Raw genomic sequence first — 26277 nt, 5'->3', positions numbered from 1 at the left:
ACTGACTGAGCGGTACAATACTATTCCTAGTTGGCTTATCCCGCACATCTGTGGTTTAACTCCGAACATTCTGAACAGCTTGTTGTCTGCTTTAATTCAAAAAATAAACCACCCCGATCGCCTCTGGCGGGAGGCAAATACGATCCGTAAAGCCTGTATCGATGACAAACTCGATCGGGAAGGTTGCACCATTCACCAAGAGAAATGTCAGCGAGACGATCGCGTGTCTATCAGTCACAATACCGGAAATCACTACTCACCCGCTCCATCACACCGCCGAAAGAAGCCGCTACATTATAGCCGATGCGGATGCCAAAGAGTCGTGCATACGGAGACTTTGCTTGGAGGTTTTTAGCTGCTTGCAATCCAGTTTTATCGACTTCATAATCACCTGTCTCAATGTCGATGATGACCATTTTGCCAATATTTTCCTCTATCTCAACCTTCTTACGAATTCCGCCCTCATAGATTCGATAGGCACGTTTCGCAACTTCTTCACTGCTCAACAGGATTGCTTGCATAGGTTGACTCCCGATCGCTAGGCTTTTCTGTGACTCCTTCTATGATAGCCCACGGACAAGCAGGGCGATCGTTGCGGTTAATTCAGTAAATTTGTTTTATTTTCCCAAAAGCAACTCTAACCCATAATAAGATGTCACGGAAAAACCTATTACTCTTGTGACGAAAAGCAAGGAAAAACCGATGGCTGAATATCGATTCACGCCCGAAAGTACCACCACATACAAGTAGTTGTTTCCCTAAACCGCGTTCATTTAGAAAACTATAAAACTCCTGATGCAGCATTAACAAAACTGCTAGAACGTTGCAGTCCACACCCAAGGTAAAAAACCCGGTTTCTTTCGTCGGAGTGCGTGAGTCCTCTACTGAATTAATCGCAAATGTAAAGTCTTGTTACAAGTTACTTGACGCCAGGAACTAAATCTATACGATCGCTGACTATAATTGGTAAAAAATCATTTTGTAGGGGAAATTCCATGCAGAAACTAACTAGAATTTTATTCACTACAGCTTTAACCCTAAGTATTTTGTGTTCTCCCACAACAGCTTTCGCCAAAGCAAAAATTCAGATAGCCATCCTTTTAGATTCTAGTAATAGCATGGATGGACTGATTGACCAGACTCGTACTCAACTTTGGCAAGTTGTTAATTTTTTAACTAAAGTAACCAAAGATGGCGAAGTACCAGATTTAGAAGTTGCTCTGTACCATTATGGTAATGACAGCTTACCTTCCTCCGAAGGTTTTGTCAGATTATTAACTGGATTTACTCGTGAATTAGATTTAGTTTCCGAAAAGCTATTTAGTATCAAAACCAACGGCGGTCAAGAATATGCTGGCTGGGTAATTCGTTCGGCAATGCAAGAATTAAACTGGAGTAAAAATCAGGAAGATTTTCGCGTGATTTTTATTGCGGGTAATGAACCATTCGATCAGGGCCCAATACTTTGGAATCAATCTGTCAATCTCGCTGTCAAAGGAGATACCCTCGTTAATACAATCTACTGTGGTTCAGCCGAAAGTCAGGAGCGACAACTTTGGGCATCAGGAGCAGATTTAGCAAAAGGCAGTACCTTCAACATTAATCAAAACCAACAAATTGTGGTAATTAAGTCCCCTTACGACGACGAAATTTCTACTTGGAATACTAAACTCAACCAAACTTACATTCCCTACGGTAGAGAAGGAAGAATAGGACAACAACGTCAAGCAGTTGAAGATAGTAATGCTGGCACAAATTTTGCTTCGCGTAGTAGCTCAAAAGCTTCTGAATACTATGATAATGCTTCTTGGGACTTGCTGGATGCTCTCGAAAACGGAACAGTTAAACTAGAGGCAATATCAGATGATAATTTACCAGAAATCATGCGAGGGATGACGCTAACAGAAAAAAGAGCATATGTAGCTGGAAAGAAAACCGAAAGAGAAGCGATTAAAAAGACGATCCGCGACTTATCTCAAAAGCGTGCAGCATATATTGAACAACAGCGCCAATCTAGTACCAATAGCGGTGAGAATACTCTCGATCGCGTAATAATTCAAAGTCTCCGCCAGCAATTAGCGGCTAAAGGATTCAAGCTTAATTAAAAGAACGCAGACGAAATTTCATCTGCGTTCATCTGTGTTTATCTGCTAATATCTGCGGTCAAAAAACGCCCAATCAAACTACTTCGCCACAGGTAAAGACAACTGAGGCGAAGTTTTAGCATAGCTTCCATTCTCTGGAATTGCTGCCGGTTCCTGGGAAAGCAAGAACTCGCGAATTACCCTAGCAACTGCTCTTTGAGCTAAACCGCCGACTACTTTCTGCCCCATGTTCTGCACTTCCGGTTTCACCAACAACTGCGGAATTAGCTGCAATACTTTCATCGTGTCAAAACCGGGAGTTGATTGCAAAATATCCCAAATCCGCTTGATGTGTTCTAAGTTTTTTTGTTCAGTTGGTGAAACCACAGGTTGATTTGCCTTGACTCCAAACCATTCGCCGACGACTGCTTTGGCGTTAGCAAAAGCATTGCTCGAAAGCGTGTCGAGACTTTTGACTAATTCGAGGACAATACGATCGCGAATGAAATCTCCTCTTTCGGAAAATAAATATTCTAATGCTTGGTTCAAGAGTTTGCTGACATCGTAGTCGTCACTCTTGCGGGCATTTTTGAGCAAGTTTTCTAAGCGGTTCCAGCGGAATTCGCCTTGCTTGAACAGCAAATCTTGCAAGGATGCTCTCAATTCAGGTGCGGGGTCGCTCAACAGCCGTTTTGCCACATAAGGATAAGCTTTGCTCAACACTTTAAATTCGGGGTCAACGTTGATGGCAATCCCTTCTAAGGTGACAAGCGATCGAATAATCAAAGCATAGTAAGCTGGAACTCGGAAAGGATATTCGTACATCACCGCCGAAAGCTCGTCAGTAATGCTTTTGAAATTGAGTTCGGCAACGCTAGCACCCAAAGCATTGTTAAATACGCCGGCCAAAGCTGGAATAATGGGCGTTAAATCGGTGTCGGGAGTTAAAAACTCCAACTTCACGTAATCTTTTGCCAAACCTTCAAAGTCGCGGTTCACCAAATGCACCACAGCTTCCAACAAGCCGTACCGCTGATAAGGTTTAACTTCGCTCATCATCCCGAAATCGAGATAAGCCAACTGACCGTCAGGAGTTGCCAAAAGATTGCCGGGATGGGGGTCGGCGTGAAAGAAACCGTGTTCTAGAAGTTGTCGGAGAGAGCACTGCACGCCCACTTCAATTAAGTAAGGAGCATCGATTCCTTGAGATTTAACGGCTTCTAAATTCGTGAGTTTGATGCCGGTGATCCACTCCATGGTTAAGACGCGGCGGCGGGTATATTCCCAGTAGATGCTGGGAACGTAAATATCTTTGATGTGTCCGTATAGTTGGGCAAACCGTTCGGCATTGTGACCTTCGTGGGTGTAGTCCATTTCTTCGTAAATGCGCTCGCCCAATTCGTCCATAATGCCTGCGAGGTCACTGCGAATTATTTTGAAGTTGTTTTGTGCCCAAACTGCAAGGCGCCGCAGGATGTAGATATCTAAGCCGATGTTTTCGGCTAAACCCGGTCGCTGGACTTTGATTGCGACTGTTTCTCCGGTTTTTAGTTTGCCTTTGTAGACTTGTCCCAGAGATGCTGCTGCTATCGGATCGGGGCTGATTTCTGCGTAGATGTCTTTGGGGTGGGCGCCCAATTCTTCTTGGATGAATTGATATGCTACTTCGTTGGGAAATGCTGGCAATTGGTCTTGCAGCGTTGTTAGTTCTTCTAAATATACTGGCGGTACTAAGTCGGGGCGTGTTGAGAGTGCTTGTCCGATTTTGATGAAAGCTGGGCCGAGTTGGCCGAGAATTTCTCGCAGTCGGACGGCGCGACGCTTTTGGTTGGTGGCGGTACGACCTGTTTTGCCGTCGAACCACACACTGAAGGCAAAGCTAAAAAATGTCCAAACAACGCTCGACAGCCTTCCCCAGACTTGTAGAGGTCGATTTCGGTACAGGGCTGCGATCGCCACTGGATCGTACCGAACAGTATCTCCGGCCAACTCGAAAGCTATGTCTCTGGCGGATTTGAGCCGATCGTCCGCTACGATCTCCGTCTCTAGCGATACTGGTACTGCTTGCAGGGGAATTGTGTTTGCATCTTGGAGATTGCCGAGTACAGCCTGAGTCCCTGAATTTGTATAAGTTTGCGGGGAGGCTGGCGATACTGTCTTGACATTCATAAATCAGACCTAGTGTGAAGCATTGTAAATATATTGTAACAATTTAAGGAAGAATACCCTTCTTCCTTCTTATATACTTACTCGCCGCTGGATCTTTTGAGCCGATCGCGAATTCCTGACAGTTGCAGTTGGTTGCTGACTGGCGATCGAGGTTGGGGAATTTCGGTATCGGGCCAGTTTGCTAAGTCGTCACAGGGACAGGACTCCGGTGGCATTCCGGTTTGTTGGAACACTACGGGCATTGCACAGCGCGCGCAGGGACTGATTTCCCATGCTGGTGTCAGCAGTTGGGAAATTGTTTCGTTTGTGCCTTGCAGGTAGCAGTCTCCGCTGTCGGGGGAAATGATTTTTTGCCAGCAGTCTTCAAATTCGCTGCTGTAGCGATCGCCCGCAATTACCGATTCGGGCAGCAGTGCTTCGGAACCGTTGCGAATGAATACTTTTTTGCCTAACTGAAACCAGTAAGCAATGTATTTTCTCACTTCACTCTCTGATGCCATAATTTTTAGCCAACCCTTCAACTAATTGATGATTTTAGACTTTGAATTTGAAATTAGCACTCTTTCTTAAGAGACATTTGATCTTTTACATTATTTCAAAATTTGGCTATTCCTCATGTCAAATTGTTGGGCTTTTCTCCCTAGGGAGTGTGTTTTTTGACTAATTTCTGTGACTCTTGAGTTTTCAATATTACTTAAAATTATACCTAATTTTCAGTTAAAATTGTCCGTCGGGAAACCGAGATTTTTTCTCTCTTGTCAATTGCGACTCCGGCTGTTAACTTTTCAAGGGCGGCAGCGGCGTACCCAAAGCGCTGAGATTCAAGGCGTAACCCCCGGTGGCGAGATAAACATTATCGGCGATCGCCCCGATGCGGCGCACGAGAGTGCCGAGGCGATCGCGAAACAGCCGCCCCGCCGGATAAGCAGGCACAACGCCCCATCCGGTTTCTTCCCCTACCAAAATTACATCAGCCGCCGACGACTTCAAACTAGCGAGCAAATCTTGCTGTGCAGTAGCCCAAACAGCAGCTTCTTCTTCCAAAAGATTTGCCGTCCAAGTTCCCAGGGAATCAATCAACAAGCAATCTGAGGGCTTGCCGGCTTGCACGACTGCCGATAATTCGATCGGCACTTCTAGAGTTGTCCAATTCACAGGACGGCGATTTCGGTGCCTGTCGAGGCGGCGAAGCCACTCCAAATCGGCTTCATCAACGCGACCGGTAGCCACATAGATTACTTGTTTTCCAGAACCCGCCGCCAGAGTTTCAGCCCATTCACTTTTGCCGCTTCTGGCCGGTCCAGTTACTAAGATTAATTGTCTCGATGTGGTGGGTTCTGAGTTAGTCATTAGTTAACGGATTTTAGATTTTAAATTTTAGATTTTAGATTTACTCCACAACAAATGATTTTGGGAGATTGAAGTTTGGTTAAAATTTTTGGGCTGCTGGCGACTAATGTCGCGGGCTTGTCTCCGTTCTTTGGCAGGGATCGCATACAAAGGATTAAACATAATTCCCAATTGCCAATTGTCAATTACCAATTACCAATTATGATTTAAACTGCCAACTACCAAATGCTTTTTAAGCGATAATAGCATTGATGAGACAATATCAAAGTAAGTCGATCGCAAGCCCCAGTATTTCCCAAGCTGTTATTTATGCCAGACCCTCAGATATCAGCAATAATTTGCACCCACAATCGTCACACCTATCTAGGTGCAGCGATCGACAGCTTGCTGATACAGGATTTTCCCGACAACTTTGAAGTAGTAGTAGTGGATAACGCTTCTAGCGATTATGCGAGTCCCGAAAGTTCCACTTCTCGCACCCGCGAGGTGGTAGAAGCAAGGCTGGGCGATCGCCGCCTCAAGTACGTCTGGGAACCCGAAATCGGTCTGTCAGTAGCCCGGAACACCGGCGCTAAGCAAGCTAGCAGCGAAATATTAGCTTATCTCGACGACGACGCTATTGCTGAGCCGAATTGGCTCAGGGTGCTGCACAGCGCTTATCAAAGCAATCAAAAACTCGCCGTAGCTGGCGGCAAAGTCAATTTGCTCTGGCCTTCTGGAGTCAGCCCGCCCGAATGGCTGTCACCGGGATTAGCCCAGAACTTGGGAGAATACGATTTAGGCAATACTTGTCTGTACGTGACTGCTGCAGGTTTGACTCCCAGGGGTGTAAACTACTCGATCCGGCGCGATTTTCTCGAAAAAATTGGCGGCTTCGATGTCAAACTCGGTAGAGTCGGCAAAAAGTTGCTGTCAAATGAAGAATTGCGCGCGACAGAACTAGCATTAGAGCTAGGTTGGCAAGTAGTTTATCTGCCCGAGGCCCAGGTGCTTCACCGTGTCGCCGCAGAACGGCTAAACAAAGCTTGGTTCCTAGACCGCGGGTGGTGGCAAGGCATCAGCGAGTGTTATCGGGAACAATTGTCCGATCGAGCCGGTATTGCTCAGCTTTGGCGAGGGGGTGAAAGAATATTGAGGGGTGTCTGGAAGTCTTTTAAATACATTAGAGATCCGGGGCTGCGTTTTGAAAATTTCGTTTTTGCCTGGGGTCAAATCGGTTATTTGAGTGCAGCCATCCGCGGCCTAATTTTTGCACCGAAATCGACCAGCAGGCATTAGGCTATAGGCAATATCCCTCACTGCTCAAGTCGTCGGCGCGGCTGTGCCGATCGCACTTCATCCACCAAAACTCGACCGCATTCAGGTTCAAGCACTCGATTATGACATCTAGTTCATCCAAGATTCCGGTTTCAGTTCTCATTCCGGCAAAAGACGAAGAACTTAATCTACCTGCGTGTCTGGCAAGCATTGCCAGGGCGGATGAAGTTTTCATGGTTGATTCCCAAAGCAGCGATCGCACGGTAGAAATTGCCATCAGTACCGGCGCAAAAGTAGTGCAATTCTACTTCGACAACCGCTGGCCGAAAAAGAAAAACTGGTCTTTGGACAATCTGCCCTTTCGCAACGAATGGGTATTAATTGTCGATTGCGACGAACGCATTCCCCCGGAACTTTGGGACGAAATCGCGCGGGCGATCGAAGATCCCAATTTTGACGGCTACTACCTCAACCGCAAAGTCTTATTTTTAGGTCAGTGGCTGCGTTACGGCGGCCGATATCCCGACTGGAATTTGCGTTTGTTCAAGCATCAAAAAGGCCGTTACGAAAATCTCGGCACTGAATCCGTCCCTAATACTGGCGACAACGAAGTTCACGAACACGTCATTTTAGCCGGTCAAGTCGGCTACTTAAAAAATGACATGATCCACGAGGATTACCGCGACTTATTTCACTGGATAGAACGGCACAACCGCTATTCTAATTGGGAAGCTCGCGTTTATTACAATATTATTGAAGGGCGCGACGACAGCGGCACTATTGGCGCTTACTTATTTGGAGATGCGGTTCAGCGAAAGCGATTTTTCAAAAAAGTTTGGGTGTGGCTGCCTTGTAAACCAATGCTCAGATTTATTTTATTTTACTTTATTCAGTTAGGCTTTTTGGATGGAAAAGCTGGCTATATTTATGCAAGGTTATTGAGCCAATATGAGTATCAAATTAATGCAAAACTTTACGAGTTGCGCTGTTGTGGCGGTCAGTTGAATGTGGCAGAATCTCAGCCGCCTCTGCCGCCGTCAGTAGTTATCAGTCAGGAGACAGAAGTGAAATTGCCGTGAGAGTCCCTCTGAGTCCGCGCACCATCGGGACGAAAGTTTGTGCAGAAAGGGTTTCAACCGCCGAGTCTCTCGTAGTTTCTTAGAGAGGGACGAAAGTTTGACAAGACGCGATTTCAACCGCCGGGTTTCTTGACCTAATTAATACTTGAGTGAATGCCACTAGCTAAAATACCTAAAATTTTACCTAAATCGTTGATAAAATATTCGACTAAATCAATTTCGATCGTCTGTTTTGTTAATTTCAGAAATTTCCAGTTAGTGCCGGTGGTAACGGTACCGTAAATCACAGGAATTTCGTTGCCTTCATTTTCATTAAAAATTTGCGCTGCCAACATTTCCGCTACGCATTGTCCCAAACCCGCCAAAATATTTTCTTTTTTAGCTTCTACGACGGCAATAACTGGCGCACTAACAAATAAAAGTTCCGGCGATCTACTGATGATAAAATCACAACTGCCGTTTAATCCTTTACTGGCATCCACACTAAAGTCAATACCCGAAAACCAGCTAATTTGATAATTTAATTGTTTTCTGAGTTCCACTAGAATTGGAGCAATAATTAATTCCGATCGCGCTTTTTCCGTATTGCTACCAAGGGCTAAAGGTAGATTATCGCGCAGGGTTTCTTGGAGAAAATCGCTTGGTGTTAATTCTGAAACTTCTGTGAAAATATTAGAGCGCTCGGCAATGGTTAAATTAAAGTCTTTTGTGACTCGATTTAAAGTAAAATCACTGTATGACATTAGTTATCTATCTCTATGGTTTATGGCAGATGAAGAGATGTTATTTGATGAGTTCTTCGAGTGATGGAAAAAGCAATTTTTCTGCGCTCACTTTTTCGCAGTCGCAAGGCTGTTGAGTTGCGGATATTGCTGATACTTTTCCCAGCAGCAACTGGATGCTTTCTATTAGCAGCGGTAGAGTTAATAAAATAATTGATGCAGAGACTAGCAAGCTAATGAAGCCGTCTGCCCAATTCCAGTGCAGCCACGCCACGGCGATCGCAGCTAAAATTACTCCAACCGACGAAAAAATGTCGGCAACTGCGTGGAGAAACGCGCTTTTGAGGTTCAAGTCGCCGTGACAGCAGGAATGCAAGCAGCAAGCATTGATTGAGTTGATGCTTAAACCGACTATGGCGGTAATTAACATCGGCAGCCCTTCTACTTCGGGGGTTGGGGACAGCAAGCGGGCGATCGACTCGGCGGCTATCCACAGGGCGATCGCAACTAAACTGATACTATTAATTAAAGCAGCAATGATTTCTCCTCGTTCAGGAATTGGCGATTGTGCGATCGCGCAATCTACAGGTTTACTGCTTTTTACTGAGGAGTACCAAGTCGCTGTCAAAGTTATTGCTAAAGCTGCTACATCTGAAAAAACGTGACCCGCATCTGCTAATAAGGACAAACTATGAGAATTAAGTGCGGCAATTAACTCTGCGACAAAAAAGCTGCTAAGCAGTACCAATGCTGTTTGTAACAGCCGCACTTTGGAAATTTTCGGATTTGGATTCTCGCCTTGTGCGAGATGCTTGGCGTTTTCAAAGTTACAATTGTCCCTAACTGGAAATGTCATGCAGCAGTCCTTAAGGTTAAACTCAATTTTAAATTAAACATTAAATTAACTATCAATGACCGATTATATACCAAATCAGAGCCAAGAACCGGAAAAGCCGATCGCAAATTCCCCAAATCCTGAAATAAACGATCGTCCAATTAGCGACAAGCGCGCAAATACTTTGACAGGGGAATCTTTAGTTGATTTGCGGCTGTACAACCAATCAAAGTTCGATCGAGGAAAGCCCGGTTGGCTAATTTTGCTGTGGTGGTTCGTCCAGGCGATCGCATTTCCTCTCACTCCACACCCTTTTAACGGCATCAGAAGCGGGCTGCTGCGGTTATTTGGAGCGAAAATAGGTCGCGGTGTACTCATTCGCCCCACGGCTCGTTTTACCTATCCGTGGAAAATTGAAATCGGCGATTACAGTTGGATCGGAGATGATGTTGTATTGTACAGTCTCGATCGAATTGCGATCGGCAAACACTGCGTAATTTCTCAAAAAAGTTACCTCTGCACCGGCACTCACGACTCCCAAGACCCAGCCTTTGGCTTAATAACAGCATCTGTTACTATTAACAACGGCGTTTGGATTGCCGCCGACTGCTTCATTGGCCCTGGTGTCGAAATCGGTGCTAACGCTTTAATCGGAGCTCGCAGCAGCGTCTTTGAAAATATGCCTGCAAGCTTTATTTGCACGGGAACACCCTGTCGTCCCCGCTGTCAGCGAGAAATTAACAAAAGTTCGTAAGAGACCTTGTACCAGCAAATTAAGCTGAAGTGCATTTAAATTGTACAGTCAAATTTAAGAAAAGTCTTGTGGGGAGTAGGGATTGGGCCAGAAACCCCGCCCAAAAAATACAATTTAGATACCCAACAGCTTAAGTAGCTTTACCAACTTGTTGCCGAATTGGAATTTCAATGACGAATTCTATTCCCTTTCCTGATACAGGCTGGCAGTATAATCGACCACCATGTTTTTCAACTATAATTTGGTAACTGATAGATAACCCCAACCCAGTTCCTTTACCGATAGGTTTGGTAGTAAAAAAGGGGTCAAATAGCTTCTGTTCAATGCTTTCGCAAACTCCCCGACCGTTGTCACTAATATAAATAGCCACCCAATTCTCGTCAATTACTTTTGTAGAAATTTGAATCCGGTTTGGGTGTTGTTTGATTTCGGCAAACGAACGATGCTGATTAGATTCCTCCAAAGCATCAATGGCATTGGAAAGAATATTCATGAACACTTGATTGATTTGTCCGGCATGGCATTCTACTGGTGGAAGCTGACCGTAATTTTTTACTACTTTAATCTCAGGGTGCTCTGGTTTTGCTTTAAAACGATGATGCAGGATGGTGAGTGTACTATCAATTCCTTCATGAATATTTACTGCTTTCAAGTCTGCCTCATCGAGGCGAGAAAAGATTCGCATAGACTTGACAATCTCCTGGATGCGCTGCGTTCCTAAGTTGATTGAGTTAAGAACTTTGATAAAATCTTCCTCCACAAATTCTAGTTCTATTTCATCCATAGCTGCTTGAATCCGAGGGGTAGGATTTACATAATCTTCTTGATAGAGGTGTATAATTTTTAGTAAGTTATGAGCGTACTCTTGGGCGTAACCCAGATTGCCAGAGATAAAATTTATCGGGTTATTAATTTCATGAGCAATGCCAGCCGCAATTTGCCCTAATCCGGACATTTTCTCGCTTTGAATTAACTTAAGTTGCATTTGTTGTAAATCTTCATAGGCTTGGCTGACTTCTAAAACTTTTTGCTTCAACAATGTATTTTTTTCTTCTAATTTCTCAGTTAGAACATGAAGCTTTAAATGCAGCTTGACGCGAGCTAATACTTCCTCCTGTTGGAAGGGTTTGGTAATATAATCTACAGCCCCAAGCTGAAACCCTTCAATTTTATTAGCGGTATCCGAGAGCGCAGTCATAAATATAATGGGAATCTGTTTAGTTTCTGGATTAGCCTGTAATCGACGACAGGTTTCAAATCCATCAATCTCTGGCATCATGACATCTAGTAAGATTAGATCTGGTAGAGCATATTTAACTCGCTCTAGTGCCATTTTTCCAGATTTCGCAACCCGAACTTCAAATCCTTCTTGGCTTAAGGCATCAGATAAGACACCCAAGTTAGCTGAATTGTCATCAACTATAAGAATCGTACCCTTTGCTTGAATTTCTGAAGTCATAAACCTTACTTGTAGGACTGAATAAACGTTAAAATCTCTTCGTCTTGAAACTCCTTTGCCATCTGATGCAATATTTTAGCAAAGGGAATGTATTTTTGGTCTATTTCTTCAATTAATGCTGCCTGCTTAACTATTTCTAGGAAATTTCCTTCCATGGCAAGCTGGTATAGCCTTTCCATTTCTGTAGCAGGCGGGGCAATTAGCTCGTTGGTGTCTGAGGCGATCGCCAGTGGATATTCATTAGTTTCATAAACCCATTCCAAATCCAGATACTGTTGTAATTTTTGCAGGAGCTCTGCTGCCTGAATAGGTTTGGGAAGAAACGTATTGCCTCCTGCTTCTAAACTTCTGTATTGATCGGTTTCAAATACGCTGGCAGAAGAGACAATAATAACGGTGTCTTTTAAACTTTCCGATTCTCTAACTCGCTTAATTAGCTCGAAGCCATCTAGTTCGGGCATTAGTAAGTCGGTAACGATTAAATCTGGCTGTACCTCCAGAATTTTTTCCCAGCCTTCCTGCCCGTCGTTCGCTTCATACACCTCAAAGCCGATCGGACTGAGTAAATTGCTAATTACCGAACGGTTAGCCCATTTGTCATCAATAACCACAATCTTAGGTTGGCGGTCTTTGATGCCGATAATCTGCCCGCGATGGTCGATTTGAGACGTTTTCACCCATTCATCGGCTTGAGATAGATTGACATCAAACCAGAAAATACTGCCAACATTCATCTCGCTTTGAACATGAATGGTACTGCCCATTAGTTCTACAATCCTTTTGCTAATTGCCAGTCCCAATCCCGTACCTTCGGTCTGCCGCCTGCGATCTCCTACCTGCTCGAAGGGCTGAAAGATAGCTTGGAGTTGATCTTGTGCAATGCCGGTACCTGTATCGCGTATTTCAAAGCGAATTTTTCCTTCTGCTGCAAAACTGACTGTAAAAGTAACGCTGCCCTCATCCGTAAATTTAATAGCGTTGCTTAACAGATTAATTAACACTTGTCGCAAGCGTTTTTCATCCGCACGAATACCGATCGGGAGTTCGGGGCTTGATGGAAAATGGAAGTGAATTCCTTTTAGTTCAGCTCGGATACGACACATTTCTGCGACACCTTGCAGGAACGCCGGGAAATGAAAATCCGTGGGCATGAGTTCCACTTTCTGTGCTTCAATCTTCGACAAATCGAGAATATCATTGATTAAGGTCAGTAAATGCGAACCGCACTGATAAATGACATCAATGCGCGATCGCTCTTCTTCATTCAAGACTTTGGAACGCTGAAGAATCTGCGCGTATCCCATGATGCCATTAAGCGGAGTTCGCAACTCGTGGCTCATGTTGGCAAGAAATTCACTTTTGGCCCGACTTGCGGCTTCCGCTGCTTCCTTTGCTTTTGCTTGTGCGATTTCTGCTAGTTTGCGATCGTGGATATCAGTGCAAGTGCCAACCCATTCCCGGAGACTACCATCTTCATTCAGAATTGGTACTGCTCTACCTTGAAAATAACGATAGTTTCCATCCGCTGCGCGGATGCGATATTCTATGTTGTACAGGCTCTTGTTTTGCACTGCTTCCATCCAGACCTGAGCCGTTCGTTCGCGATCGTCCGGGTGCATGGCATTTAACCAGCCAAAACCAACCACTTCTTCTACGGTTTGTCCGGTGTAAGCTCTCAGAGTCGGTATATCCGGGCATCTTCCCTCAGGATCTCCCGTCCAGACAATTTGGGACGTGGCGAGGATTAGCGATCGATAGCGTTCTTCGCTTTGTTTGATCGCATCTTCAGCAAGTTTGCGATCGTGGATATCGGTGCAAGTGCCAACCCACTCCCGGAGACTACCATCTTCATCCAGAATTGGCACCCCTCTAGCTTGGAAATAACGATAGTTTCCATCCACTCCGCGCATTCGATATTCCATCTCAAACAGGCTTCTCGTTTGCACTGCTTCCATCCACACCTGAACTGTTCGTTCGCGATCGTCCGGGTGGATTATATCTAACCAGCCAAAACCGATCGCCTCAGCTTCCGTTTGTCCGGTGTAAGCCCTCATACTCGGTGAATCCTGGCATCTTCCTTCAGGATCGGTTGTCCACACAATTTGGGATGTGGCGAGGATTAGCGATCGATAGCGTTCTTCGCTTTGTTTGAGAGCATCTTCGGCAAGTTTGCGATCGTGGATATCGGTGCAAGTGCCAACCCACTCCCGGATGCTGCCATCTTCATTCTGAATGGGTACTCCTCTAATTTGAAAATAGCGATAGTCTCCATCTGCTGCACGCATTCGATATTCTGTGTCATACAGGCTCTTGTTTTGCACTGCTTCCATCCATACCTGAGCCGTGCGTTCGCGATCGTCCGGGTGAATTGCATCTAACCAGCCAAAACCGATCGCCTCAGCCTCGGTTTGTCCGGTGTAAGCTCTCCAACTCGGCAGATCCGGGCATTTTCCTTCAAAATCCGATGTCCAGACAATTTGAGATGTAGCGGTAATCAGCGATCGATAGCGTTCTTCGCTTTGTTCGATCGCATCTTCGACAAGTTTTCGATCGGTAATATCGGTATGTACGCCAAACCATTCTCGAATACTGCCGTCTGCATTTAATAAAGGAACGGCCCGCACGCTCATATAGCGATACTCGCCACTGTGATGCCCGAGGCGGTACTCAATTTGCAAAATCGTCTTGTTGGCGAGTGCGTCTAAAGAAACTTTTGTAACGTAAGCTTTATCATCAGGATGAATGGCATCGAGCCATCCCCATCCTTGCAATTCCTCAAATGACTGTCCGGTGAAAGCTTTCCATAGATGGTGTCCAGTTACCAATTCTCCATCTGAGTTAGTTGTCCAAATCAGTTGACTGGTGGCTTCAGTTAGCGATCGAAATCTTTCTTCATTGTATTGAAGCGCTTTTTCCGTTGCCTTGCGATCGCTAATATCTCGGCTTGTGGCGATGATGCCCAAGATATTGCCATTAGCATCTCGCCAAGGAGCTTTTGTCGTCAACAAGGTTGTGCTGCTTATATCTTCCTCGTAAGCCTCAGCGATTCCCGATCGTATGATTTGACGATCTTTTGCCATAACTTCACGGGCATTTTCAGGCAGCAATAATTCCAGATCGTCTTTGCCGATAATTTCCTCAATTGGCTTGCCAATAAAGTTTGCGACATTGGAGTTAAGGGCAACAAAACGCCCTTGGCGGTCTTTAACAACAATGAAGTCTGGCGTACTTTCCAAAATCGAGTTTAGCAGTGCGTTGCGATCGCGCAGTTGGGCTTCAGCTTGTTTGCGATCGTTAATGTTTCGCGCTATGGCGATGATACCGAGAATATTGCCCCGATCGTCGCGCCAAGCAGCTTTTGTAGTTAAAAAGGTACCGCTGAACTCACCTTTAAAGATTTCTTCTTCGTAGGTTTCAGTGGTGCCTGCTTCCATGACCTCGCGGTCTTTTGCCATCATCGCAACGGCGACGGCAGGCGGCAGCAGTTGGGAATCATCTCTGCCCAGGATGTCCTCAATGGGTTTACCGATCAAGTTTGCTACGTTGGAATTGAGGGCAATATATCGGCCTTCTCTGTCTTTGACTACGATGATGTCTGGTGTATTTTCCAGAATCGAGTTCAGCAGCGCGTTGCGATCGCGCAACTCTGCTTCCATTTGTTCGCGATCGGTAATATCTGTATTAGCACCAATCCATTCGCGAATTGAACCGTCCGCGTTCAGAATTGGTACAGCACGACAACTCATGTAGCGATATTCCCCGTCATAGCGGCGCATGCGGAATTCAACTTCATATCGCGATCGATTAGCAACAGCAGTTGACCAGGCAGTGGCAATATAGGAGCGATCGTCTGAGTGAATCGTGTCTAGCCAGCCCCATCCGTTGTAATCATCAAAGGTCTGTCCTGTAAATGCACTCCAAGTAGGTTGCTCGATCGCCAATTCGCCCTCGGCATTAGCGATCCAAATAATTTGAGCGCTGGCTTCCATCAAAGAACGAAACCGTTCTTCACTTTGTTTGAGGACATCTTCTGCGGTTTTGCGATCGCGAATATCCCGCGTAATAGTGGCAATTCCTACGGGTTCATCAGTCTCTGGATGTTTAATCAAAAATAGGGTGTAATCTACCAGGATGGGTTGACCTGTCTGGAAATGTCTGAAGCGGAAATCACTCCGCCAACTTCCGTCTTGCATTATTGCAGGCATAATAGACTGCCGTACAAAGTCCAGATCTTCTGCAATAAAGAAGTCGGTAATGTGTTTGGTTTTGGCTTCCTCCAAACTACTGAGCCCCACCAAATCCAGACCGGCCTGATTCACGAGTATAGGGCGACCATCCATTGAGGCCACGCCAATAAAGTCACGGCTGTTCTCGATCGTGGTAGCGAGCAATTGCCGTTCTTCCTCTGCTTTTTTGCGATCGCGAATATCCCGCACAATAGTAGAAACAAACTCGACTTCACCCGCTTCGGTTTTGTGGACGATTAAAACCTGGGAGACTGGAATTTCTTCCCCATCCCGTGACAAAAATAGGGTTTCACCAGCCCAACTACCCTCTCGCAAGGCGGTGGGAATTATTTCGCTGTGGAACTTTGCTTTTGCCGAAGGAGCTAATAAAGAATCTATAGTAAACGGCGATCGTGCTTCCTCTGGCGACATCCCCAGCATTTCCTGTCCGGCTTGGTTTAGATAGACGCTATGCCCAGCCGCATCCGCAACTCCTACTAAGTCGGAAGTTGCCTCCAAAATTGCCGTCAGCCGTGCCTGCTTTTGTTCGGCCCGCTTGCGATCGGTAATTTCAATTACAATCCCACCAAGACCAAAAACGATGCCATTTTCATCCAACAAAGGATAGTAAGATGCTTGCCAGTAGCGCACGATGCCCGGTTCTTTCGGCGTTTCACCCACTAATTCACAGTCGAGAATTGGCTTGCCTGTATCCAGAATGGCTTGCAGAATTGGTTCCACAGTCGGAGCAAATTCTGGCAGCACTTCACGCACTGACCTACCAATATGGTCTGCCACACACAGGCCGTTCATCTGGGCCAGAACTTCGTTAATTTGGACATACCGGAGTTGGCGGTCAAAAATCAACATTCCGGCGTTGGCACCTGCAAAAAAAGCGTCGAAGTGAGCCTGCCGCAATATCTTTACTGTTGTGCTCTCTTGCTGTGGCGGTTGGTTTTTATCTGGTGAGAATTTGCTCATGTTGGATCGTGCATTTCAGCTTTTATTCTAGAACTTCTGTCCAATTACGTGAGCGCAAGGTTTTCCTTTTTTCCAATTTGGGTACAGAAGAAAACGTTCAGTAGCGCGAGTATTAGGCTCTCAATCTGCGATATATGTATCCCTTGCGATACTATTTCCCTTAATGATTCGGATGTATCGCCAAGCATTTCTATCTCCGATCAATTCTATTGCTAATCAATCCTATGGTAGAACATTGGTGAAAACTTAACCTAGGGAAACATTTGTCAATCAGCAATTATGCTCAGTATTTACTCAGATTGGGGGTGGAGAACTTAGATTTGGGCGATCGACGAATCATGTCTCGCGCCCTATTTATGTCCACCCACCCCCAAATCGCGAATTTTCCACTCCTAAACAAGCAGTGTTTTCGGTAATTTTGCTGATTGACAAATGCAATTAAGTTTTAATTTTTCCGCAATGTCGGTAGAATGCCAAGTAGTCTTGGAACGCTATCGATTTTAGCTAGATCCGTTAAATTTTCACTTAAACATACACAAGACGGACGCAATTGGCAGAGTAATAGCAATATCTCTCCCACCAGTTAAAGTCATTGTAATACTTCGATATTTGACTTGTCCACTTAAATAGTCGTTGAATAATCCCTGCTTAAGTTGATAACGGAACTTCAAAAAAAATAGTGGACAGTATGATAAACTCGAATCTAGTTAATGTTGACTGAAGTTAGTAGAGTGTTCGCTTTAATAATAGATGAGTCGGCTCTCGGATCGCGAAAAAGTGGCACACTAACCCCAGGTCTGCGAAGACCAGGTATCGGAAAAATTGGCAAGAGGGATAACTGCGTAGTATGAAAAACCACATATCTATGTAACGACTTCACTTTTTTTAGCCTAAAAACAGGTTAAAATTTATGATAACGAGTTCAGTATTTTATTGTTGCATTTGGTAATGAGGACTTTGTTTTTTACTACTCCCCTTAAAAAATGACCCCACAAAAAACATTATCACCTGAATTTCAACTGAATACAATACCAGAAGAAGTATGGACACAGCTATCGCAAATATTGACAGCTACCCTATTTAAAATAGGTGAAAATCCTGTATCCCTGCAGTCACTGGGGGAACTGATTGTATTGTTGATGGCTATCCTTGTCATAGCACGCTCTTTTACAAACTTTCTTAAGGAAAGCTTGCTTGTCCGACTGGGAATTGACGAGGGAAACCGGGAAGCGATCGCAGTAATTATTGGGTATTTAATAGTAGCTTTTGGAGTAATATTCGCCATCCAAAGCATCGGCTTCAACCTCGCTTCTTTTGCAGTAGTTGCGGGGGGATTGGGAGTCGGAATTGGCTTCGGAATCCAAGATTTAACAACTAATTTTGTCAGCGGCTTAACGCTACTTTTAGACCGACCCGTGAAAGTCGGAGACTTTGTGGAATTAGAAGGATTAATGGGAATAGTCAAAAAAATCTCGATTCGATCGACCATCATCCAAACCACTGAGGACTCCAGCGTCATAGTTCCCAACAGCAAAATGATTAGCAACAAAATTGTTAACTGGAGTTACGAAAACTCCCTACTCTGTCTGCGAGTTCCCGTAGAAGTAGCCGAGAATAGTAACCCGCTGTTAGTGACAGAAACTCTGTTAAATATTGCTTACGCGGAAGCCGGAGTTTTGTACGAACCGAATCCGAAAGTATTGTTTGTCGAGTTTGGCGATGATAGTTTTAAATTTGAACTTTTAGTTTGGACGGACAGGCCGATTGAAAGAGAATTTATTAAAAGTTCTTTAAATTTTGCAATTGAATACAATTTTCGCCATCTAAAAATTGACTTTCCGTTCAATGACAGAGAAATTTATTTGCAAAACCCCGAAGTTCTGTTGTCAATGCTCAACCAAAAAGAAACTGCAACTGACATCCCGAACAGTTATTCTAAAAATAAACAAAAACTGCCAATTTTGGAAGATAAACTGAAAAAGTCATCGTCCCTTAGCTGTTTGCTGCGTGAGGTTGAATACTTTGAAAATCTGACGGAGATTGAATTGCGGCAATTGATTGAAGTTGGATACCGCAAACGGCTGCGATCGCAAGAATATTTGTTTCACGAAAACGACCCCGGAGATGCTTTTTACATGATTCTTTCAGGTTCAGTAGAAGTTTTTGTAGAAGCTATTGACAAACATCTGAATAACCTCGGTACTGGTCAGTTTTTTGGGGAACTTTCTTTGATGTTGGGAATCCCCAGAACTGCTTCGGTGAGAGCTTTGGAAGAAACAATTTTGTTTGCGATTAATAAAGAAGGTTTCCAGAAAGTTTTAACTGAACGACCGGATTTATCCGAACAGATTATTAAAGAAATAGTCAAACACAAAGAAGAACTCCGCGAGAGACAGCAATTATTGCGAGAAATGGAATTGGTAGATGCAGCAGAAGAGGATGAGAATCCTGTAGAATGGGTGAGAAAACGGCTAAAAGATCTATTTACTATTTGAAATAATTTCTATGACGCGATTTATTCACGATCTCTTTGCCAAAGAATTTCTGGAAGAGTTGCTGTCCCCGATCGGAACGGTTAATATCGGTCGCGATGTCACTTCCGAAGTCCGAGAAATCGATGTTTACTTCACTCCCAGCAACGCAATTCCCGAATACTCAGAAACCCTGGGATTGTTGGGAAAAATGGCCAAAACAACTGCAATTTTTGAACCGTTTCGCAATCCGGCAAACGTCAGCGAAATTTGTAGCTGTCTGGGCAAGTTATTGGACGTGCGAGGTGAGTTGGAGCGAAAATTTAGGAGAGAAAATACTCGCTATGATGACGCTCAATTACCGAGAATGTGGATTTTGACACCCACAGCATCCAAAGCATTGGTAGATAGTTTTAATGCGACACCAGACACAGAAAATTGGATGCTGGGAATCTATTTTTTGGGGGAATCTTTGCGGACTGCAATTGTGGCGATTCACCAGTTGCCAGAAACTCCAGAAACCCTGTGGTTGAGGATTTTGGGCAAAGGGGGAGTGCAGCAAAGGGCTATTTCCCAATTAAGCACTTTAGCACCAGACGATCCGTTGCGGATTATCGCGCTAGAATTGCTGTATCGGTTACAGTCAAATTTAGTAACGGATGCGCCACAAGAATTAGAGCCAGAAGAGCGGGAGTTAATTATGGCCATTGCACCACTTTTTCAACAACAAATACAAGCAGCACAGCAACAAGCTAGAGAAGAAGGGCTAGAACAGGGACTAGAACAAGGACTAGAACAAGGGCTAGAACAAGGACTAGAACGAGGGCTAGAACAGGGGCTAGAACGAGGCAGACAAGAACAACAGCGCTTAATCTTAGAAAATTTTCTGCGAGTTAGATTTGGAGAATTAAGTCCAAAAATGACGGTTTTTCTATCTCCAATATCCAAGTTGGCGGCGGCGGAGTTTACAGTGCTGTTGCTGGCAATCTCGATGCTGACCGTCGATGAATCGGGGCGGGAAGCAGGGGTTAAATTGTTGGCTGAAAGTGCGTTGCAAATACGATCGCCTGAATTGGGCGATATTCTGCCTGCTGCAGTTACTAATTTATTGGCATTGCCTGTGGCAGAATTGACATTGTTTGTAGAACAACTGCCACAGTTATCGGCTGAGGAATTGAGGGACAGGTTAGGGAAAACACCTGACTAAAACCCGCGATCGCAGCCATCAAGCGCGATCGCGCTCTTGATGGCTGCGATCGTTCTCACATAAAATTCCTCGATTCTGTCGATCGCACTTAGGAATTGGACTGCGGGCCTAAAATCAAGTGCAGCAGACCGTCGATCAGTCGATCGCGCTCCATTGGGATAATATCTTTGCCGTGCATCATATGCTGCGTTAACTGGAAATATACCAAAGATCCAATAAAAATCCGCGCTGTTGCCTCCGGATCGGGCAATTTTAACTCTGGATGCGATTCCAAATATTGAGTAAGCCGCTGGATACCCGGTTTAGCTAAGTTTTTCACAAAAGTCTGCGCTAGCTGAGGAAAACGCCCCGACTCCGCAATCACTAACCTCACAAAATTGAGGAATTCAGGTTCCTGCGTCACCTGTTCTAATAGAGTGGTGGCAACGAATCGCAGCGCTACGACCGGTTCTTCATCCAGAACTGTAAAATTGACTTTTTCTCGCGCCAGCCGCTGTACCAAGGCCACGAATAATCCTTCTTTATCTGCAAAATAGCTGTAAACCGTGGCTTTGGAAACTCCCCCCGTCTTCGCTACTTTGTCCATACTCGTCCCCGCGTAGCCGTGGGCTAAAAATTCTTGCATCGCACCTTGCAGGATTTGCTCGCTTTTGTCACCTCCTGCTGCGTCTGGTTCAATCGGTTTTGTCCTTGCCATACCTTGCTTCTGTATTTTTTATTTGGGATCTTGACATCATTATACTGAACGGTTTAGTATGAGAAGGCATCGGAACTAAACCGTTTAGTTTTATTTTCTCACAAAGAGGTATGTCATGGTACACCAACCAACAGCAGACGGCTTATCCTCAACTCCATCCCTAGTTAAACAACTCCTAGTTGTGGCAGCATTAGCAACCCTGGCTGCCGGGGGAACCACAGGCTACACAATCTGGCGATCGCGCATACCCGATCCCAACGCAGCAGCAGCAGCAGCAGCCGTCGCAGCATCGCAATTAACCACAGTTACAGCCTTGGGGCGACTGGAACCCAGAGGAGAAGTAATTAAAGTCTCCGCCTCCGGTGCGGCGGAAGGAAACCGGATCGATCGACTTTTGGTAAAAGAGGGAGACAGGGTGAAAACAGGCCAGACGATCGCAATTTTGGACAGTCGCGATCGCCTGCAAGCCGCGCTCGATCAAGCTCAAGAACAAGTGCGCGTCGCCGAGGCAAACCTAGCAAAAGTCAAAGCCGGAGCCAAAAACGGCGAAATTCAAGCCCAAAAAGCGACTATTAGCCGTTTATCAGCCGATCGCAGCAACGAGATCGCAGCGCAACAGGCGATCGTCAGCCGCCTAGAAGTCGATCGCAGCACCGAAATTGCGGCGCAACAAGCCACAATTGCTCGCATCAGGGCCGAACAGCAAGGGGAAATTCAAACTCAAAAAGCCGCAATTGCCCGCCTGCAAGCCGAACTCCGCAACGCCGAAAGCGAAGATCGCCGGTACTCGCAACTGTATCTAGAGGGAGCAATCTCTGCTTCCACCAGCGACAGCAAAAAACTAGCCGCCGAAACAACTCAGCAGCAACTCAACGAAGGAAAGGCAAAACTGAATCAAATTCAGCAATCCCGCCAACAGCAAATTAACGAAGCCCAAGCCAAACTCAACCAAATTCAGCAATCCCGCCAACAGCAAATTAACGAAGCCCAAGCCAAACTCAGCCAAATTCAGCAATCCCGCCAACAGCAGATTAACGAAGCAGCAGCAAATCTCGATCGCATCGCCGAAGTGCGTCCCGTTGACATAGCAGCAGCCGCCGCCGAAGTCAGTTCCGCCGCTTCAGCCGCCAAACAAGCCAAAGCGAATCTGGATTTAGCTTACATCCGTGCTCCCAGAGACGCCCAAGTCCTGAAAATTCACACGCATCCGGGGGAAAGGGTGGGAAACGACGGCATTGTCGAACTCGGACAAACTCGCGAGATGCTGGCTGTTGCGGAAATCTACGAAAGCGATGTGGACAAAGTACGCCTCGGACAAACCGCCAAAATTACTAGCGATGCTTTGACCGGCGAATTGCGGGGAACTGTCGAACATATTGGTTTGCAAGTGCAGCGGCAAAACATTGTTAACACCGATCCTTCTGCAAATATTGATAGTCGAATTGTGGAAGTAAAAGTGCGCTTAGATGAAGCTTCCAGCCAGAAAGTAGCGGGATTAACCAATTTGCAAGTCAAAGTGGCGATCGGGGAAATTAAAGATTAAGTAAAAAATGTTACTTTCTTCCCGGTATAAAACTCTCTACTTCTTCCTCTCTCTTCCTTTGTGTCCTTCGCGTCTTCGCGGTTCAATAATTATATCATGTCCGATCGATTAACCATAATATCCCGGTCGGGGCGGGTTTTTGAGATGGTCAATTATTCGCAGGTATTGTTGGCTTACGGGCCTACAAAAATCGCGGTCGCTAGACCGGACATGATATTACATATTCTTTCAGTACGCAGAGAGTAAACCATCAGTCCTATCTCTTCAATCCCAAATCCCAAATCCCAAATCTAAAATTCTATGCTTGGACTAATCAAACCTTTACAACAGTTAAGACGCAGAACTTCCCTCGGATGGCTGCAACTGAGTCACGACAAAGGGCGAATGGTCGTTGCAGTAGCAGGAATTGCCTTTGCTGACGTTTTGATGTTCATGCAGTTAGGCTTCCAAAATGCACTTTACACCAGCAATACGCGGCTGCACGAAGCCTTGCAAACAGACTTAGTTTTGATTCACCCCCAAGCGCGAAATTTGATTAATTTGTCTTCCTTCCCCAGGCGCAGATTGTATCAAGCAATGAACGTACCGGGTGTGAAATCAGCAGAGCCGCTTTACGTGAAAATTGCTAACTGGAAAAATCCCGAAACTCGGCGCGAAACGTCGCTGATGGTGGTGGGTTTCAATCCCGATCGCCCTGCGTTTGCGCTGCCAGAAGTCAACCAAAATTTGAGCGCGATTAAATTGCCGGATACTGTGCTGTTCGATCGAGCTTCTAGGGGAGACTACCAAGGGACGATCGCGCAAATAGCTGAAGGCAAAGCCGTTAAAGCTGAGGTAGAGCGACGCACGATTAACGTCAGCGGTTTATTCACAGTTGGAGCATCTTTTGCCGCGGACGGTATTTTGATGACTAGCGATCAAAATTACCTGCGCCTGTTTGCGAGACAAAACGCCGCGAGTGTTAATGCCGGATTAATTCAACTGCAACCGGGTGCTGACCCCGTGGAAGTTCAACAAGTTTTGAAAGCATACTTACCAGATGATGTCAAGGTACTAACCAAACAAGAATTTATCGATTTTGAGAAAAACTATTGGGCTAAGAATACTGCGATCGGCTTTGTGTTTAATTTAGGCGTAGCGATGGGTTTTGTAGTTGGTGTCATTATTGTTTATCAAGTTCTCTCAACCGATGTCAGCGACCACATGGGAGAATACGCTACTTTCAAAGCGATGGGCTACCGCAATGTTTATTTACTCGGCATCGTCTTTGAAGAAGCTCTAATTCTTTCCGTCCTCGGTTTTTTGCCCGGAGTAGGAGTCTCTTTCGGCCTTTACTCTTTAACTCGCCAAGCCACAAATTTACCCCTGTACATGACGCTGATTCGAGCATTTGCAGTATTAATCTTGAACGTGATTATGTGCACTATTTCGGGAGCAATTGCCACTCGCAAACTGCAAGCAGCCGACCCGGCAGATATGTTTTAATGGAAAATGAATCAGAGAGAAGGACGCTAAATCCGGGTTAAAAACCTCTTTATAAGACTCGGCGGTTGAAACCGCTACTACACAAGCGAAGTCCGCCTCTGCGGACTAAAGAATAAAGGGGGTATTAAAGCCAGATTTTGTATAAAGTCCTGACTACACACAGATTTTTTGTAATCATTCTCTTGTTTTTCCTCTGTATTGTCGCCGAAGAAAGCGGTTGATTCTTAAATCTAAAACCTCAAACCAAGAAGTTATGAATTCTACTACTCTCTACCCAACAACCAACGCTTTACAGATTCCTGCACCTATAATTTCCGCGCACGAACTCGACCACTACTTCGGTCAAGGTCAACTGCGAAAACAGGTACTTTTTGGCATTAATCTCGAAATTAATGCAGGTGAAATCGTGCTGATGACGGGGCCTTCCGGTTCGGGAAAAACAACGCTTTTGACTTTGATTGGCGGACTGCGTTCTGGTCAATCTGGAAGTCTCAAAATTATCGGTCAAGAGATGTGCCATGCGAGTTCAGACCAATTGGTAAAGGCGCGACGCAAAATCGGCTATATTTTTCAGGCGCACAACCTGCACCGCAGTTTGACGGCGCTGCAAAACGTGCAGATGGGTTTGGAAGTTCACGGGAATTTGTCGCGTTCTCAAATGCGCGATCGCTCTGCAAAAATGCTAGAGTTAGTAGGACTCGAACAGCGGATTAACTATTATCCAGATGACTTGTCGGGAGGACAAAAACAAAGAGTGGCGATCGCCCGCGCTTTGGTCAGTCAACCGCAAATTGTTTTAGCTGACGAACCGACAGCCGCCCTCGACAGCAAATCCGGTCGCGAAGTGGTGAATTTGATGCAGCAACTGGCTAAAGAGCAGGGCTGTACTATTCTGTTAGTAACCCACGATAACCGAATTTTGGATATTGCCGATCGCATCGTTCACATGGAAGATGGAAAATTAGCCTAATTTTAAAATTTCCCAAGAACAGACATCACCCATAACTACCCCATTTTCAATTTTGGATGTCAAACCCTAAATCCGAAAATTTGCCGATATGTGAAGATTCGTACTCACTCCAGTCACAACACCTAACACCTACCCTGTCAAGATGTTTTTGATAATTGTTCCCTGATTATTTTGAATGATTGCTAACTGGCCAAAGCTCAAACCTCCGGTTAGTGCGATCGCCTCCCTGTGAAGGCCTAGCCTATAGTTTCTTCCCCAGCAATCTTACAAGAAAGAGCCACTATTAAAAGCAGTTGGATTCACATTATAAACCAATCCCAAGTAGTCATTCCCAGATTTAATCGCCGTTGCAGTTAGAGGCATCACCCCATCTACGACGACATAAACCGACTCAAAGGTTAGTTGACTGAAATTGGCACCAATCAACTTGATTTTATCACCGGCAGTAGAGAAGTCAGTAATCACATCAGCTTGAGATGGGTTAGTAGCGGTATATTCTAACACAAAGGTATCATTATCCAAACCACCTGTGAGCATATCGAAACCTCGATCTCCCCATAACTTATCATCCCCATTCCCACCAATCAAGACATCATTTCCCTTCCCGCCGTGTAAGAGATCGTAAGCATTGCCACCAATGAGAGTATCATTGTCCTTATTTCCACTCAAGAAGTGATCACCATTACCACCCGACAATTGGTCCGATCCTTTACCCCCAAACAAGTTATCCTTCCCATTACCGCCATCAATGGTATCAGCACCTTGGTTGCCATAGATGGTGTCATTCTCGTCACGTCCCGTCAAGTTATCATTACCTGATAACGCGAATATCGGTTTGCCAAAGGCTGATTGTGGGATACTGGTATCATCTTCATCAGTCAGTAGATAGTTGCCATCTACCACTTGATTTGGTGGCAAATTAGTTGGTTCACCGCGATCGATATTACTGACTGATGGCGTGTTAATTGCGATCGTTATGGGTGTTGGT

21 protein-coding genes are annotated in these 26277 nt (G+C 45.2%); 9 read left to right on the top strand and 12 right to left on the bottom strand.

Annotated features, from left to right (window positions below; all coding sequences use genetic code 11):
* Positions 1-91 precede the first annotated feature (91 nt).
* Together QUA80_RS19535 and QUA80_RS19530 are read right to left on the bottom strand one after the other, a co-directional pair.
* Positions 92-238, bottom strand: coding sequence for a hypothetical protein (locus QUA80_RS19535; RefSeq protein ID WP_333426761.1), 147 nt, complete (start codon positions 236-238; stop codon positions 92-94).
* Complete coding sequence (locus tag QUA80_RS19530) at positions 231-521, bottom strand: hypothetical protein (protein ID WP_333426760.1); 291 nt, start codon at positions 519-521, stop codon at positions 231-233. The genes QUA80_RS19535 and QUA80_RS19530 overlap by 8 nt, the downstream gene beginning before the upstream one ends.
* 474 nt (positions 522-995) lie before the next feature.
* On the opposite strand from QUA80_RS19530, the gene QUA80_RS19525 reads away from it, so the two are divergent.
* A complete protein-coding gene (locus QUA80_RS19525) occupies positions 996-2105 on the top strand; it encodes a hypothetical protein (RefSeq protein ID WP_333426759.1) in 1110 nt (369 codons plus the stop codon).
* 78 nt (positions 2106-2183) lie between these two features.
* On the opposite strand, the gene QUA80_RS19520 is transcribed toward QUA80_RS19525, so the two are convergent.
* From QUA80_RS19520 to cobU, 3 genes are all read right to left on the bottom strand, one after another.
* On the bottom strand, positions 2184-4253 hold the full coding sequence (locus tag QUA80_RS19520) for an AarF/ABC1/UbiB kinase family protein (RefSeq protein ID WP_333426758.1): 2070 nt from the start codon (positions 4251-4253) through the stop codon (positions 2184-2186).
* 77 nt (positions 4254-4330) lie between these two features.
* Positions 4331-4753 (bottom strand): hypothetical protein, encoded by a 423-nt coding sequence (locus QUA80_RS19515; protein WP_333426757.1) that lies wholly within the window; start codon positions 4751-4753, stop codon positions 4331-4333.
* Positions 4754-5030: 277 nt separating this feature from the next.
* Positions 5031-5603 carry a bifunctional adenosylcobinamide kinase/adenosylcobinamide-phosphate guanylyltransferase gene (gene cobU, locus QUA80_RS19510; protein WP_333426756.1) on the bottom strand — a complete coding sequence of 191 codons (573 nt, stop codon included), beginning with the start codon at positions 5601-5603 and terminating at the stop codon, positions 5031-5033.
* A 309-nt stretch (positions 5604-5912) separates the two neighbouring features.
* Here cobU and QUA80_RS19505 point away from each other — a divergent pair, with 309 nt between their 5' ends.
* Positions 5913-6881, top strand: a complete 969-nt coding sequence (locus QUA80_RS19505; RefSeq protein WP_333426755.1) for a glycosyltransferase family 2 protein — start codon at positions 5913-5915, stop codon at positions 6879-6881.
* A 1-nt stretch (position 6882) separates the two neighbouring features.
* On the opposite strand, the gene QUA80_RS19500 is transcribed toward QUA80_RS19505, so the two are convergent.
* A complete protein-coding gene (locus tag QUA80_RS19500) occupies positions 6883-7095 on the bottom strand; it encodes a hypothetical protein (RefSeq protein WP_223300923.1) in 213 nt (70 codons plus the stop codon).
* Here QUA80_RS19500 and QUA80_RS19495 point away from each other — a divergent pair.
* Positions 7004-7939 carry a glycosyltransferase family 2 protein gene (locus QUA80_RS19495; RefSeq protein WP_333426780.1) on the top strand — a complete coding sequence of 312 codons (936 nt, stop codon included), beginning with the start codon at positions 7004-7006 and terminating at the stop codon, positions 7937-7939. The two genes, QUA80_RS19500 and QUA80_RS19495, sit on opposite strands and share 92 nt — an antisense overlap.
* A gap of 134 nt (positions 7940-8073) precedes the next feature.
* Here QUA80_RS19495 and QUA80_RS19490 read toward each other — a convergent pair whose 3' ends face one another.
* Both QUA80_RS19490 and QUA80_RS19485 read right to left on the bottom strand, forming a co-directional pair.
* Positions 8074-8682, bottom strand: coding sequence for a hypothetical protein (locus tag QUA80_RS19490; RefSeq protein WP_333426754.1), 609 nt, complete (start codon positions 8680-8682; stop codon positions 8074-8076).
* Between the two features lie 40 nt (positions 8683-8722).
* On the bottom strand, positions 8723-9517 hold the full coding sequence (locus tag QUA80_RS19485; RefSeq protein WP_333426753.1) for a cation diffusion facilitator family transporter: 795 nt from the start codon (positions 9515-9517) through the stop codon (positions 8723-8725).
* 55 nt (positions 9518-9572) lie between these two features.
* Here QUA80_RS19485 and hpsU point away from each other — a divergent pair, with 55 nt between their 5' ends.
* The gene (hpsU, locus tag QUA80_RS19480) at positions 9573-10250 is read left to right on the top strand and encodes a hormogonium polysaccharide biosynthesis acetyltransferase HpsU (protein ID WP_333426752.1); all 678 of its coding nucleotides are present in this window, start codon (positions 9573-9575) and stop codon (positions 10248-10250) included.
* Positions 10251-10380: 130 nt separating this feature from the next.
* Here the strand turns inward: hpsU and QUA80_RS19475 are convergent, their stop codons facing one another.
* Together QUA80_RS19475 and QUA80_RS19470 are read right to left on the bottom strand one after the other, a co-directional pair.
* Entirely contained in the window at positions 10381-11709 is a 1329-nt protein-coding gene (locus tag QUA80_RS19475; protein ID WP_333426751.1) for a response regulator, read from the bottom strand.
* A gap of 5 nt (positions 11710-11714) precedes the next feature.
* Positions 11715-16916 carry a PAS domain S-box protein gene (locus QUA80_RS19470; protein ID WP_333426750.1) on the bottom strand — a complete coding sequence of 1734 codons (5202 nt, stop codon included), beginning with the start codon at positions 16914-16916 and terminating at the stop codon, positions 11715-11717.
* 983 nt (positions 16917-17899) lie between these two features.
* Between QUA80_RS19470 and QUA80_RS19465 the strand changes: the two genes are divergently transcribed.
* Positions 17900-19411, top strand: a complete 1512-nt coding sequence (locus tag QUA80_RS19465) for a mechanosensitive ion channel domain-containing protein (protein WP_333426749.1) — start codon at positions 17900-17902, stop codon at positions 19409-19411.
* A 10-nt stretch (positions 19412-19421) separates the two neighbouring features.
* Positions 19422-20594 (top strand): flagellar assembly protein H, encoded by a 1173-nt coding sequence (locus QUA80_RS19460; RefSeq protein WP_333426748.1) that lies wholly within the window; start codon positions 19422-19424, stop codon positions 20592-20594.
* An 88-nt stretch (positions 20595-20682) separates the two neighbouring features.
* Here QUA80_RS19460 and QUA80_RS19455 read toward each other — a convergent pair whose 3' ends face one another.
* Positions 20683-21291, bottom strand: coding sequence for a TetR/AcrR family transcriptional regulator (locus QUA80_RS19455; RefSeq protein WP_333426747.1), 609 nt, complete (start codon positions 21289-21291; stop codon positions 20683-20685).
* A gap of 115 nt (positions 21292-21406) precedes the next feature.
* Between QUA80_RS19455 and QUA80_RS19450 the strand changes: the two genes are divergently transcribed.
* The 3 genes from QUA80_RS19450 to QUA80_RS19440 all read left to right on the top strand — a co-directional run bounded on the left by QUA80_RS19450 (position 21407) and on the right by QUA80_RS19440 (position 25289).
* Positions 21407-22834 carry an HlyD family efflux transporter periplasmic adaptor subunit gene (locus QUA80_RS19450; RefSeq protein ID WP_333426746.1) on the top strand — a complete coding sequence of 476 codons (1428 nt, stop codon included), beginning with the start codon at positions 21407-21409 and terminating at the stop codon, positions 22832-22834.
* 300 nt (positions 22835-23134) lie between these two features.
* Positions 23135-24319 (top strand): ABC transporter permease DevC, encoded by a 1185-nt coding sequence (devC, locus tag QUA80_RS19445; protein ID WP_333426745.1) that lies wholly within the window; start codon positions 23135-23137, stop codon positions 24317-24319.
* 253 nt (positions 24320-24572) lie between these two features.
* Entirely contained in the window at positions 24573-25289 is a 717-nt protein-coding gene (locus QUA80_RS19440) for a DevA family ABC transporter ATP-binding protein (RefSeq protein ID WP_333426744.1), read from the top strand.
* Positions 25290-25553: 264 nt separating this feature from the next.
* On the opposite strand, the gene QUA80_RS19435 is transcribed toward QUA80_RS19440, so the two are convergent.
* Positions 25554-26277, bottom strand: a 724-nt coding sequence (locus QUA80_RS19435; RefSeq protein WP_333426743.1) for a calcium-binding protein, incomplete at its 5' end; no start/stop codon positions are given.

This window comes from Microcoleus sp. F4-D5, from assembly GCF_036704885.1.
Lineage (GTDB): Bacteria > Cyanobacteriota > Cyanobacteriia > Cyanobacteriales > Microcoleaceae > Microcoleus.
Note: the sequence above shows the minus strand (reverse complement) of the source record. Positions and strands in the feature narration are given on the sequence as shown.